Genomic DNA, 12,188 nt, shown 5'->3' on the forward strand with positions numbered 1-12,188 from the left:
CGGTGCGGTGCGGTGCGGGCGGGCTCAGCCTCCTGTGTCCTGCGGACGACCCCGGCCTCCGGTGCCGCGCGAGGAGGCCCAGTCCTCGGTGCCGTGCGGGCAAGGTCAGCCCCCGGCGCCCTGCGGACAACCCCGGCCCCCGGCCCCCCCGAGAGGACCCGCCCATGACCGCCGTACGCCACGTCGACGTCCTGATCGTCGGTGCCGGGCCCGCCGGGCTCACGGCTGCCGCTCGGTTGGCGGACGCGCAGGTGGGCCGGGTCGAGGTCCTGGACCGGGAACAGCAGGCCGGGGGAGTGCCCCGGCACTGTGCTCACGGCGGTTACGGCAGCTGGTCGCGGCCCCTGACCGGGCCCGCCTACGCCCGACTCCTCGTCACGGCCGCCGAGCGCGCCGGGGCCGTCGTACGCACCGGAGTCACCGCCCTCGACTGGGCCGGCCCGCTGTCGCTGCACACCGTCGGCCCGGCCGGACCGGAGACGATCCGGGCGCGGGCGGTCGTCCTGGCCACGGGCGCCCGCGAACGCCCGCGTTCCGCACGGCTCGTCCCCGGCACCCGCCCCGCCGGAGTCCTCACCACGGGCGAACTCCAGCAGGCCGTGCACCTCCACCAACAGCACATCGGGGAGCGCGCGGTCGTGGTCGGCGCGGAGGACGTCTCCTACGCGGCCGCCGCCACCGTACGGGCCGCCGGAGCGGTGGTCGTCGCCATGCTCACGGACCTGCCCCGCGCCCGGACCACACCCAGCCGCGCCGCCGACGCCCGCCTCCGGCAAGGGATTCCGCTCCTCACCGGCACCACGGTCACCGAACTCCTCGGACACGCACGGCTGTCGGGCGTCCGCGTACGGCACCGTGACGGCAGGACGGCCGCACTGCCCTGCGACACCGTCGTGTTCACCGGCGACTTCGTGCCCGATCACGAACTCGCCCGGCGCGGCGGCCTGACCCTGGACACCGGCACCCTGGGCCCGGCCGTCGACGGGTCGCTGCGCACCTCACGGCCCGGCGTGTTCGCGGCCGGCAGTGTGCTGCACCCCGTGGAGAGCGCGGCGATCGCGACCCGCGAGGGGGCGCAGGCGGCCGGTGCCGTGCTGGAGGCGCTGGCCGGAGTCGAACACCAGGACGGCGTCCCCCTGGCGGTGGCACCGCCCCTGCGCTGGATCGTCCCGAACCGGGTCACCCCGGCCCCGGCCGAGAGCGGTCTCCCGCACGGTCTGCCGTACATCCTGCGCACGACGGCCCCCTTGACCCGCCCGCTCCTCCAGGTCACCCAGGACGGCCGCACGCTGTACCGCCAACGCCTGGCCAGGGCACTTCCGTACCGGCCCCTCGTCCTGAGCGCACGGTGGACCCACCTGGTCGATCCCGAGGGCGGCCCTGTGCGGGTGACGCTGAGCGGTCGGTGAACGACCCGGCCGCCGGTCAGATCACCTTCAACCGCACCAGCGCACCCAGCGTCAGCGCCCCCGGCACCAGCGGCACCCAGACCGTGATGATCCGGAAGGCGAGCACCACCGCCGTGGACACGGCCACTGGACCGCCCGCCGCCACCAGCGCCACCACCAGGGCCGCCTCCACCGAGCCGACCCCGCCCGGCGTGGGCACCAGGGCCACCGCGCAGGTCGCTGCCAGATACGCGACGGCCATGTGCACGGGCGCCACCGGCAGCCCCAGCGCCTGCCCCACCGCGGCGAAACCGGCCGCCTGGAGGGCCGGGAAGGCGAGCGAACCGCCCCACAGGGCGAACGCCCGGGACGGCATGGCGTGCACCGAGCGGGCCTCGCACAGGGCGGTCCGCAGGAAGGAGCCCACCGCCGTCCGCACCCGGCGGACACCGGCGAGGACACCCACGGCCGTCACCAGTACGGCGCCCAGGCCCAGCAACAGCGGACCCGCCGCCGTGTCGGGCAGCAGCGCGCCGAACCGCAGCGCCTCCGGGAAGGCCACGAAGAGCACGGTCAGCAGGGCGAGCCGGCCGACCGACTCCGCCAGCAGATACAGGGCCAGCGCGGCCGAGGAGCGGGCGAGCGGAACCCCGCACACGGTCATGAACCGCAGGTTGACCGCCCCGGCGCCGAGGCCCGTCGGCAGCAGATGGTTGGCCGCGCCCGCCGCGAACTGGGTGGCCAGCAGTCGCCGCCGGGGCAGTCGCGCCACCACGGCGCCCTGCCGGGTGAAGGAGGCGGCCACCCAGGTCAGACAGGTGGTGCCGGTCGCGGCCGCGAGCCATGGCCACTCGGCGTTGCGCAGGTGACCGAAGCCCTCGACGAGCACGGAACGGTGCCGGACCGCCACGACGGTGACCAGCAGGAGCGGGACCAGACACAGGATCTGGCGGATACGGCGGACGGGGAGGCGCTGGAGAGGGCGTCCCTGGGGGAGTTCTACCGCTGTCACACCCGGAGAGGGTTTCCCCGCCGCGCCAACGGCGGGTTGCGGAAGCGGGGCCAGGGTCTTACGTGCGGTCATCGAGTCCTTCGGTCGGGCTGTTGAGGTGCGGGCGTTGACCTCGACAACGCTTGAGGTTCTAAGTTCTCTCCCATGAGCATGGAGACCACAGCGTGGACACAGCTGCACAGTGTCATGAACGCCGAGCAGGAACGTCGCCCGTTCGCCCGCGCGACACTGCGCCGCATCGGCGCCTTCGCCCGCCCGCACCGTACCCGAATCGCCCGTTTCGTCGTGCTCGGGGTGGCGACCGCGCTGCTCGCCGTGGCCACGCCCGTACTGGCCGGGAACGTCGTGGACGCGATCGTGTCGGGCGACGACGAGAGCAAGGTCGTACGCCTCGCCCTGCTCATCGCCCTGATCGCGGTCGCCGAGGCGGCGCTCGGCATCCTCGCCCGACGCCTGTCGGCCTCGCTCGGGGAGGGGCTCATCCTCGATCTGCGCACGGCCGTGTTCGATCATGTGCAGCGCATGCCCGTCGCGTTCTTCACACGTACCCGTACGGGAGCGCTCGTCTCCCGTCTCAACAACGACGTCATCGGCGCCCAGCGCGCCTTCAGCAACACCCTGTCCGGCGTGGTCAGCAACCTGGTCACCCTGCTGCTGACCCTTGTGGTGATGCTCACCCTGTCCTGGCAGATCACCCTGCTCGCGCTCGTGCTGCTCCCGCTGTTCGTGATCCCGGCCCGGCGCATGGGCAGCAGGATGGCCCGGATGCAGCGGGAGGCGGCCACTCTGAACGCGGCCATGGGCACCCGCATGACCGAGCGCTTCTCCGCACCCGGCGCCACCCTCGTCAAGCTCTTCGGCCGCCCCGAGCAGGAGTCCGTGGAGTTCGCGGCCCGCGCCCGTCAGGTGGCCGACATCGGCGTGCGCACGGCGACCGCCCAGTCGGTGTTCATCACTGCCCTGACCCTGGTCTCCGCCCTCGCCCTCGCCCTGGTCTACGGCCTCGGCGGCTGGTTCGCCCTGCGCGGCAGCCTGGAACCCGGTGCCGTGGTCTCCCTCGCCCTGCTCCTGACCCGTATGTACGCCCCGCTCACCGCCCTGGCCGGCGCCCGTGTCGAGGTGATGAGTGCGCTGGTCAGCTTCGAGCGGGTCTTCGAGGTGCTCGACCTGAAGCCGCTGATCGCGGAGAAGCCGGACGCCCGTGAGGTTCCCGAAGGACCGGTCGCCGTCGAGTTCGAGGACGTCCGCTTCGGCTACCCCTCCGCCGACAAGGTCTCCCTCGCCTCCCTGGAGGAAGTCGCCTCCCTCGACACCCGCGGCGGCGCCGAGGTCCTGCACGGCGTCTCCTTCCGCGCCGAACCGGGCCAGACCATCGCCCTCGTCGGCTCCTCCGGCGCCGGAAAGTCGACCGTCGCGCAACTGCTGCCGCGCCTCTACGACGTCGACGAGGGCGCCGTACGCATCGGTGGCGTCGACGTCCGCGACCTGACCGCCGGCTCCCTGCGCGCCACTCTCGGCATGGTCACCCAGGACGGCCACCTCTTCCACGACACCGTCCGCGCGAACCTGCTCCTGGCCCGCCCCGAGGCGAGCGAGACGGAACTGTGGGACGCCCTGCGCCGCTCCCGCCTCGACACTCTCGTACGGTCCCTTCCCGACGGCCTCGACACCGTGGTCGGCGAGCGCGGCTACCGGCTCTCCGGCGGTGAACGCCAGCGCATGACCATCGCCCGGCTGCTGCTGGCGCGCCAGCGGGTCGTCATCCTCGACGAGGCCACCGCCCACCTGGACAACACCTCGGAGGCCGCCGTCCAGGAGGCGCTCGCCGAGGCGCTGGAGGGCAGGACGGCCATCGTGATCGCCCACCGCCTGTCCACGATCCGCACGGCCGACCTGATCCTGGTGGTCGAGGACGGGCAGATCGTGGAGCGGGGCACCCACGAGGAACTCCTCGCCCTCGACGGCCGGTACGCGGAGCTCTACCGGACCCAGTTCACCGCACAGGACGGCGGCGGGATGCCGGAGATCGCGGCGGCGGGCGAGGCCGTGGCCTAGGCGTACGGCCGCCTCGGACCCCGGGTCAGGGCGTGAGCCGGTGCTGGTGGCCCGCACGCCATTCGGTCAGCAGGACGGTGGCGTCGTCGTCCAGACGGCCGGAGTGGTGGTCGAGGACCGCGTGCATCAGCCGGCCCAGGGTCTCGTGCAGTGTCTGGCGGCCGGAGCGGTGGCGGACGATGAAGTCGGTGAACCGCTCATGGCCGAACCGCCGCCCCTCGGCATCACGGGCTTCGACGATGCCGTCGGTGTACAGCAGCAGCCGGTCGCCGGGCTCCAGCTGATGGCGGCTGACGACGATCGTCAGCCCCAGGCTCGCGCCCATCGGCCCGGCGGGCGGGCAGGCCGGCTCGACGGTTCAGCGGTTGTCCCGGACAACGAGGGGCAGCGGGTGACCGCGGTGAAGGATGTGGAGAAACGGAATCGGCCAGACGCGCGAGGTCCGCCTCAGCCGCCAGGGCAAGCACCCACGCGCCGCCCGTGGCACCCCGCCTTGCAGGGCGCGGACCGGCAGTTCAGGTCGTCGGGCCGGCCCCCGCCGCGGGCGCCGACGCGGAGTCCGGACGCCTCGCCGGAAACAGCAGCTCCGTGGCGGCCCGCGCGTGCAGCGCGTCCAACGTCTTGATCTGCCGCACGGCCCTGCGCAGCAGCTCCTCCAGCCGGTCGGCGTCCAGGCGCGAGTCCTGTGCCGACGCGGCGAGCAGCCCGCGCCACAGCGAGGCCTTGCCCTGTGCTCCCAGCCGCAGCGCTTCGAGCTCGACCAGCAGGGCCAGGCCGGAGCGGCGCAGCAGGCGGCCGTTGGGCTTCATCCGCGCGACCTTCTCGCCCAGCCACGCCCCGTACGTCTTGTAGCGCCGCACCGGGACGTCGAGGTCGGCGAGGAGGCGTACCAGGGCCTGCCGGTCCTGGGCGATCTCCTTCCTGAGGCTCTCCAGAGGCTCGCCGTAGGGCGAGCCACGGTGCTCCTGAGCCATACGACCGGCGAGTTCGACGCCCGCCGTCGCGCCGGCCAGGTGGTCGTTGAGATAGATCACCAGCCGTCTCTGCCGCGTCGGACCGTCGGGCGAGGTCGGTGCCGTCGTGTTCATGATTCCCTCCGGCTGCCGAGTCCGGTGACGGTCTCCGAGTGCCCCGGCCGGGCCGGTCAACCATTTTGTCCCGAACGTCGGCCGGATCCGCCCCGTCGGCGCCTGGACCAGGTCGCGGCCGGCGAGGTCAGGGCGGCGCCGAGGCCGATCCGGCGGGCCCGGGCCCGAATCCGAGGGCTCCGGGGCCCGCCACGGCTGACCGAGTGCTCGTCCTGCTCATGGGTCCGCGCCTCGCGCGGACGTCCGGGTGCTCCTGCCCGGATGTCGTCACTCCGGGGTCAGGCCCACGGTTGTGGTGACGCGGGTGAGGGATGGCTGCCTCGGTACGGACCCGAACCCGAAGCGCACGGGCGGGACGACCGGTGCCGCCGGACCGAGGTCGACGCCTTCGAAGCGCCCCGACACCGCGTGGACGGGCCGCAGGTCCCGGGCTCCGTACCACTCCCGGCGGCCCGCCCGCGCACTGCCACGGGTGCGCACGCCGGGCAGCAGCACGGAGGCGGGTAGGGCCGTGAGCGCGCACCAGGCCGGCTGCCGGGCGAGCACGCCGGGCACCGCGCACAGCAGCAGCCCCAGAAGCCGTCGGCGGCCCGCGGTGAAACGCAGGTCGAGCGGTCCTGCCATGACCCTCCAGGTGTCACCGGTGACGCGCACGCCGACCGGGAGGACGCGCACGGTGTCGAAGACATAGGTGCCGCTGACGAAATCCGCCGTCTCCCGGGTGGGAGCGAGCAGCAGCCGTTCGCCGTCCGGCCGCTCCAGCATCACGTCGCTGAACGGCCCGAACGGCGACCGGGGCCAGTGCCCCAGCACGACCCGGGTCCCGGAGGCCGTGCCCAGGCCGGCGATCCAGCCGTCGAAGCGCAGCCGCCCGCCGTGGGACCGCGTGCCCGGCGGCCCGCTCATGGGGAAGAGGTCCGGGAGACCCCAAGCCGGACGTGCTCGACCCCGGGGGAGAAGTGCACGACGGGCCCGTCGAGCGGGGCCGGCAGGCCCGCCGCGGTGGTCAGCGTCTCCTCCAGCCCGTCGACGGCCGCACCGGCCAGCGGCCAGGGTTCGTGTTCCACCGGTGTCTCCCAGAGACGCCCGAGGCGTCGCGTGTACGCGCGCCACCGCGAGGTCAGCCACACGTCCCGCTCGGTCGGCTGAAGGGGGTCGCCGGGACGGACGCGCAGCCGGTACGACACACCGCGCGCCCCTCGCGCTCCCGCGTACGAGACGGTGGCGCCGTCGGTGGCCACCCGCAGGTGCCCCAGGTGGTACGGCGCCCCGACGGCACGAGCCGCCAGCATCAGCGGGCAGGCCACCTCGATGGACAGGAACCAGATCCCGTCCCGCCCGTCCTCGCGTCGCGCGTAGGTCCGCAGGTTGGTCTCCGCGAACGACGGGAGCCCGCGCACCGAGGCGGGGAGGCCCGCGGGGCGCACGTCCGCCATGACGAACGGAGTGAATCCCACCCAGGCGGCCCCGTCGTACTCGTCCACGGTCAGCTCCGGCGGCAGGAGGGACTGCACGGCCTCCGGCCGGAAGGGCCAGTGCACGAATGTCTGCCGCAGCCAACGCGCCCGCACAGCCGGCACCCGCACGCGCTGCTCCGCTCCGTACGCCACCACGACCGCCGAGTCCCCACCCGGGAACGACGGAAACGCCCAGGCAGGGGTCGTGCCGCGGCGGACACTCCGTTGATCGGACGCATCCTCGTCGACGAGTCGTCCCGGGACACCGAACGATTGGACTACCTGTACGAGCGGCACATCGTTCCCACTCTTCAGCTCATGGCGCCCAGCATCGAGAGGCTCGTCGCCTCCGGACGCATGGCGCCCGTCCCGATGGACGTGCTGTTCTTCGCCGTCATTCCGCCCGTCTCGGGCATGGTGGACGGCCCTCTGGAGCGGCGCCTGGGCAGGCCCGAGCCCGCCTCGTCTCGGCACTTGACGGATACGGCGGAGGCGCTGGCGACGCTCGTGGTCAACGGACTGCTCGCGACGGGTGCGCAACAGGGCCGATGAAGAACAGACCGAAACCCGGAGTAATCAGCTGGTGCAAACTGCAGTGCGTGTACGCCGTCACCATGCGGGCGGGCGCCGCGACTTGTGCACTCGACGTAAAAAGCGCGGGCGGCCCGAACCACGGGACTGCCCGGGGACCTTCCGAGTGGGAGCGCCCTGCCGCTCGGCGCTGATCACCGACGCGACTGATGTGTGGCGCCCAGCGGGTAGGCGTTGGCTCGCGGCGGCCGCACACCGAAAAGCCGAGGGGCGCGCACACACTGCTGACAGACGCGGCGGCCCTGTCTGTTCGGGTTCCCCTCTCCCATGCGTCAGCTGCTGGTGAACATCCCCGAGATGTGTTCACCGCGCAATGGGCGACCGACGAGGTGTCCGGGCTTCTGCTCTGGAGGCGGTTCTGGCCGAATGTGTCACGGGGCGGGGCGGCGCCAACCCGATCAGCACCCAGGCCACCGTGCTGGACCTCGTCCGTACGCTCGCGGCGGCACGGCGGCGGCTCCGCGTCGCCCGCCATCTTGCCGACCCCGGGTTGAGCGCGGGGCGGGTCGCCGAGGCGATCGGCGTGTCCGCGCGGCACCTCGGCCGTATCTTCCGACCAACCGGGGTGAGCCCCTCCCGGTACATACTCGAACAGCGGCTCGACAGGGCTCGACAGGTGCTCGCCGATCCAAGCTCCCGGCATCTGACGATCGCCGAAGTCGCCCATCTTCCGGAGCCGGGCCGCACCCCGGGGGAAATGCGTCCGCTCATCCTCTTGGCTTTGTCCAGCAGTCTCGTCGAGGCGCCGTCGGTAGCGGCTGCATCGGGGTGTTGCTGTCCGGGCCTGATCGCTGCAAGGCCGTGTGCGAACTGCCGGATCCCCAGACGGCTCCGGTACTGCGACGCGACCTGTGCGGGAAGCATCCGATGACGCTTCCCGGCCGGACTCGACCGCCGCTCACCCTCAGCCGCATGTTGGTCGCTCGTCCAAGACGCTGCGCTACACTGCGTGTGAGCAGGCGTCTCGACTCACAGGGGAAAACGAACCGCATGGCTCGTATGGCGGCAAAGGACCGACGGGAAGAGCTGATTGCGGCGGCGTTCCGAGTCATGGTCCGCGACGGAGTGACGAAAGCGACAACGCGCGCGATCGTCAACGAAGCGAAGATGCCGTTGGGCGTTTTCCATTACTGCTTCAGCTCCCGGGAAGAACTCCTGCAGGAGGTCCTCACTCGCTTCACCGCCAGAAGTGCCGACGCGGCGCGGAATGCCCTCCAGGAGGGTGGCGACCTCGGTCTGAGGGTCTCCAAGAGCCTGGGCGCGTTCTGGGACGGTGTGGAACGCGGCCCAGGAGAGCACCAGGTGACCTATGAACTCACGCATTACGCCTTGCGGCAGGCCGGCTTCGAGGAACTGGCTCGTCGGCAGTACCAGAGTTACCTGGAAGTCCATCAGGGGCTCCTCATGGAGGCCGCCGAGGCCGAGGGGATCCGTTGGACTGTTCCTGTACCGGTCCTTGCGCGCTATCTCAACGCGGTGTTGGACGGCCTCATCCTTTGCTGGCTGGTCGACCGCAACGGCGAGGACAGTCGTGAAGTACTGCGTCTGACCGGCGAGCACCTCTTGACTCTCGCCGAGAGGAAGGAATAGCTCCGGCCTCGGCCCGGCCCCTTCGGGTTCGCTGGCCGGCTGACACCACGACCAGGTCGCCGTCCTCGGGGCCGGCCAGTTCGTAGTGGGTGCAGCCGTTTGAGGTGGTCATAATGGATCGTTCGGCCGTGCGGCACGCTCAGGTGACGATCCGGCAGGGAAGCCTGCTCAGCCCGTGCAGGGTGTTGTTCACGATGAACTCGGGCTTGCCGATCTCGAACCGGCGCACCCGTGCCAGAAGTGCCGTGAGGAGGGCGTGCGCCTCCAGCTTGGCCAGGTTCTGGCGATCGGGCGCTCCGCGGGGTAAGCCATAAAGGTCTGCCCCGGCACCCTGCGGAGCGTGGCGGGCGGGCGCCCCGCTCCGGCCTACCAGCCGTAAGAGTCGGGTCTTCGGCCCGGGCGTGGCGACGCCCTTGGGGAATGGTGTCTGCGGGGGAGCGGCTGGCTGACGACGACTGCTAGGAGGCGAAGCCGCTGACGACCACGGTGCCGTCGGCTGGAGTGCCCGCGTTTCCCGGCGGCGGCCGCACACCGCATCGCCTGCAAGGACGTTCGCAGGGTCCTGACACCGCGGAACGTTGCAGAGGGCTGTGCCTACCAGCCCACACCGCTGAGCGGGAGGCGACCGGGCGCCTTCCCCGGCCCGTCGGTCAGCTTCCGGTGGGCCGCGCGGGGGTGGCCGGTGAGGTGGGTGCGGGGAGGGGGCGCCGGGCGACCTCATGGGCGTCGTCCGGTGGGACGCCCAGCATGCGCAGGACCATCTCGGCGAGGTTCACCGCGGCCTTGTCACCGTCCAGGTCGGGGCGGGCGAATCTCATCTCCACCAGAGCCAGCAGGGTGCCGCCCAGTGCGGTCAGGGCGACCACTGGATCGAGGGGGGTGAAGCGGCCGGACGTGAGGCCCGCCTCGATGTCGCGCAGGGCTCGCCGGACCAGGCCGTTGTCCGAGTGGATGTGGCCGAGGCCGCGGCGGCGCAGGACCTGCATCAGCTCGGGGTGCGAGTCGGCCATGAGGGCGCTGAGTCGGAAGCCCGCCGCGACGAGTTCCGCAGGGTCGTCGATGCCCGCAAGGCGCTCGTCGAAGCTCTGGCCGTACTCTTCCATGGCGTCCACCACCGCCGCCTCGAACAGCTCCGTCTTGGAGTCGAAGTGGTTGTAGAAGGAGCCGAAGCCCACGTCGGCGCGCTCGGCGATCGCCTGGATGCTGGCGCTGGTGTCCCCGGTTTCGGCGAGTATCTGCCGGGCCGCTCGCACGAGAGCCCTGCGGGTCTCGGCGCGGCGCCGCTCGAACCGGTTGCTGGGTGGGGCTGACGTAGACATGCGCCGATTGTAACCGCCGGGCGATGGCGATCGCAGTCCTGATGAATCCATCATATTCCCGCCGCGAGCACCCATGCCAGGGGGGCGACTTCGGGTTCCGATCCGTAAGCCGGACGGCGCACCCGCCTCGACGTCCCGCCGTCGTCGAGGTCGTGAGGGCCACGTTTCGGCCGGGCGGAGGTCGTCCCGCTGCGTCCGGACTGTGTCGTCCCGGACGTCATCCCCGTCGGAGGCCGTTACCTCACCGACACCGCTGTCTGTGAGTATCGGCAGTTCTGATGGTTTCATCGTTTTAATTCCGCCGTAACCCTTGACGCTTCATTCCATCAAGCTTGAGTATTTCATCATTACGAAGCTGTCGGGCTGACGCCGCCCGTTTGTGTGTAGACGGATGAGGAGCGAGCACCACCCAGGCTGCGCTCCGCCAGCCGTCCATGGACCCGCCCGCCCCCCGCGCACCGTCATCCTCCGCTCTCTCACGGCTCCTTCAGGAGGGCTCCTCATGCCCATGCGTACGGAGATCCCCGTCTACCACCCCGACCTGTATTCGGCGTCGGCCATCCGCGACACCTATCCGCACTACGCCGCACTGCGTGAACTCGGCCCCGTGGTGTGGCTGAGCAAGCAAAAGGTCTACGCCCTGCCGCGCTATGCCGAGTGCAAGCAAGTGCTGCTGGACGACGACACCTTCGTCTCTTCCGGTGGCGTCGCCCTCAACCCCGTCGCCAACCGCGTGGGCCAGGGCACCACCCTGTTCAGCGACGGTGAGGACCACGCTCGCCGCCGTTCCCTCCTCGCGCACCGCCTTACTCCCCGGGCGCTGCGCACGATGAAGGACACCGTCGACCAGCAGTCCGCCGCCGTTGTCGAGGACGCCGTGGCCCGCCGGACGGTCGATGCCGTCGAGGTCGCCACGGCGCTGCCGATGTCCGTCGTCCCCGACCTGGTTGGCTGGCCCCGTCAGGGCCGTGAGCACCTGCTGCGCTGGGCAGGCGCCACCTTCGACGCCCTGGGCCCGCTCAACTGCCAGGCGGCGCGCACGCTTCCCGCGTCCCTCGGCATGCTGCGCTACGCGCGCGGTGTCGTGCGCGACCGGTCCGCGTTGGACGGCAGCATGGGCCACGACCTGCTGCGCGCCGCCGACGAGGGCCAGATCATGCCCGCGGAGTGCGCCACCATGATGATCGACTACCTGGCGCCCTCCCTGGACACCACCATCAGCGCCATCTCAAGTGCCCTGTATTTGTTCGCCCTTCACCCCGAACAGTGGCGCCTGTTGAAGGCGAACCCGGACCTCGTCCCGAAAGCGGTCAACGAGGTCGTCCGCTACGAATCTCCGATCCGGGCCTTCTCGCGGACCGCCGCCCACGACACGGAACTCGCCGGCATCGCTCTCCCCAAGGGCTCCCGGGTGCTGGTCCTCTACGGCTCCGCCAACCGCGACCCGCTCGAGTGGGACGACCCGGACACCTTCGACATCCGCCGCGACGCCGCCCGTCAACTCGGCTTCGGGCAGGGCACCCACGGCTGCGCCGGCCAGGGCCTGGCCCGCATGGAGACCTCCGCGATCCTGCGCGCCCTGGTCGAACGGGTCGACCGCATCGAGGTGACAGGTGTACCCGAGTGGGCCCTGAACAACGTCATCCACCGCCTTGAGCGCCTGCCGCTCGAACTCATCCCCGCCTGAA

Annotated in this window: 11 protein-coding genes and 1 pseudogene; 6 read left to right on the forward strand and 6 right to left on the reverse strand. The window is 71.6% G+C overall.

Annotated features, from left to right (window positions below; all coding sequences use genetic code 11):
- Nucleotides 1-164 precede the first annotated feature (164 nt).
- Nucleotides 165-1,409 (forward strand): NAD(P)/FAD-dependent oxidoreductase, encoded by a 1,245-nt coding sequence (locus H293_RS0105390; RefSeq protein WP_020116860.1) that lies wholly within the window; start codon nucleotides 165-167, stop codon nucleotides 1,407-1,409.
- 16 nt (nucleotides 1,410-1,425) lie between these two features.
- On the opposite strand, the gene H293_RS0105395 is transcribed toward H293_RS0105390, so the two are convergent.
- Complete coding sequence (locus tag H293_RS0105395; protein ID WP_020116861.1) at nucleotides 1,426-2,400, reverse strand: lysylphosphatidylglycerol synthase transmembrane domain-containing protein; 975 nt, start codon at nucleotides 2,398-2,400, stop codon at nucleotides 1,426-1,428.
- 150 nt (nucleotides 2,401-2,550) lie between these two features.
- On the opposite strand from H293_RS0105395, the gene H293_RS0105400 reads away from it, so the two are divergent.
- On the forward strand, nucleotides 2,551-4,455 hold the full coding sequence (locus tag H293_RS0105400; protein WP_033415239.1) for an ABC transporter ATP-binding protein: 1,905 nt from the start codon (nucleotides 2,551-2,553) through the stop codon (nucleotides 4,453-4,455).
- A 25-nt stretch (nucleotides 4,456-4,480) separates the two neighbouring features.
- On the opposite strand, the pseudogene H293_RS0105405 reads toward H293_RS0105400, so the two are convergent.
- The 4 genes and pseudogenes from H293_RS0105405 to H293_RS0105420 all read right to left on the reverse strand — a co-directional run.
- Nucleotides 4,481-4,795 (reverse strand): annotated as a pseudogene (locus H293_RS0105405) (PP2C family protein-serine/threonine phosphatase); the annotation flags it as partial.
- Between the two features lie 175 nt (nucleotides 4,796-4,970).
- Nucleotides 4,971-5,543 carry a hypothetical protein gene (locus H293_RS0105410; RefSeq protein WP_020116864.1) on the reverse strand — a complete coding sequence of 191 codons (573 nt, stop codon included), beginning with the start codon at nucleotides 5,541-5,543 and terminating at the stop codon, nucleotides 4,971-4,973.
- Nucleotides 5,544-5,810: 267 nt separating this feature from the next.
- Nucleotides 5,811-6,449 (reverse strand): hypothetical protein, encoded by a 639-nt coding sequence (locus tag H293_RS0105415; protein WP_020116865.1) that lies wholly within the window; start codon nucleotides 6,447-6,449, stop codon nucleotides 5,811-5,813.
- On the reverse strand, nucleotides 6,446-7,156 hold the full coding sequence (locus tag H293_RS0105420) for a YqjF family protein (protein ID WP_020116866.1): 711 nt from the start codon (nucleotides 7,154-7,156) through the stop codon (nucleotides 6,446-6,448). The genes H293_RS0105415 and H293_RS0105420 overlap by 4 nt, the downstream gene beginning before the upstream one ends.
- A 69-nt stretch (nucleotides 7,157-7,225) precedes the next feature.
- Here H293_RS0105420 and H293_RS49130 point away from each other — a divergent pair, with 69 nt between their 5' ends.
- From H293_RS49130 to H293_RS0105430, 3 genes are all read left to right on the forward strand, one after another.
- Nucleotides 7,226-7,552 (forward strand): hypothetical protein, encoded by a 327-nt coding sequence (locus tag H293_RS49130; protein ID WP_020116867.1) that lies wholly within the window; start codon nucleotides 7,226-7,228, stop codon nucleotides 7,550-7,552.
- A gap of 352 nt (nucleotides 7,553-7,904) precedes the next feature.
- Nucleotides 7,905-8,462 carry a helix-turn-helix domain-containing protein gene (locus tag H293_RS61570; RefSeq protein WP_078612524.1) on the forward strand — a complete coding sequence of 186 codons (558 nt, stop codon included), beginning with the start codon at nucleotides 7,905-7,907 and terminating at the stop codon, nucleotides 8,460-8,462.
- Nucleotides 8,463-8,590: 128 nt separating this feature from the next.
- Nucleotides 8,591-9,181, forward strand: coding sequence for a TetR/AcrR family transcriptional regulator (locus tag H293_RS0105430; protein WP_020116868.1), 591 nt, complete (start codon nucleotides 8,591-8,593; stop codon nucleotides 9,179-9,181).
- A gap of 650 nt (nucleotides 9,182-9,831) precedes the next feature.
- Here the strand turns inward: H293_RS0105430 and H293_RS0105440 are convergent.
- Nucleotides 9,832-10,500, reverse strand: coding sequence for a TetR/AcrR family transcriptional regulator (locus H293_RS0105440; protein WP_078612526.1), 669 nt, complete (start codon nucleotides 10,498-10,500; stop codon nucleotides 9,832-9,834).
- 502 nt (nucleotides 10,501-11,002) lie between these two features.
- Between H293_RS0105440 and H293_RS0105445 the strand changes: the two genes are divergently transcribed.
- A complete protein-coding gene (locus H293_RS0105445; protein WP_020116871.1) occupies nucleotides 11,003-12,187 on the forward strand; it encodes a cytochrome P450 in 1,185 nt (394 codons plus the stop codon).
- Nucleotide 12,188 lies beyond the last annotated feature (1 nt).

Source organism: Streptomyces canus 299MFChir4.1, from assembly GCF_000383615.1.
GTDB lineage: Bacteria > Actinomycetota > Actinomycetes > Streptomycetales > Streptomycetaceae > Streptomyces > Streptomyces canus_C.

Bases quoted from the DNA above. Each gene is read 5' to 3' on its own strand.
- H293_RS0105390 (WP_020116860.1), top strand. From the start codon at position 165: ATGACCGCCGTACGCCACGTCGACGTCCTGATCGTCGGTGCCGGGCCC.
- H293_RS61570 (WP_078612524.1), top strand. From the start codon at position 7,905: ATGGGCGACCGACGAGGTGTCCGGGCTTCTGCTCTGGAGGCGGTTCTG.
- H293_RS0105415 (WP_020116865.1), bottom strand. From the start codon at position 6,449: ATGAGCGGGCCGCCGGGCACGCGGTCCCACGGCGGGCGGCTGCGCTTC.
- H293_RS0105400 (WP_033415239.1), top strand. From the start codon at position 2,551: ATGGAGACCACAGCGTGGACACAGCTGCACAGTGTCATGAACGCCGAG.
- H293_RS0105430 (WP_020116868.1), top strand. From the start codon at position 8,591: ATGGCGGCAAAGGACCGACGGGAAGAGCTGATTGCGGCGGCGTTCCGA.
- H293_RS0105440 (WP_078612526.1), bottom strand. From the start codon at position 10,500: ATGTCTACGTCAGCCCCACCCAGCAACCGGTTCGAGCGGCGCCGCGCC.
- H293_RS0105410 (WP_020116864.1), bottom strand. From the start codon at position 5,543: ATGAACACGACGGCACCGACCTCGCCCGACGGTCCGACGCGGCAGAGA.
- H293_RS0105445 (WP_020116871.1), top strand. From the start codon at position 11,003: ATGCCCATGCGTACGGAGATCCCCGTCTACCACCCCGACCTGTATTCG.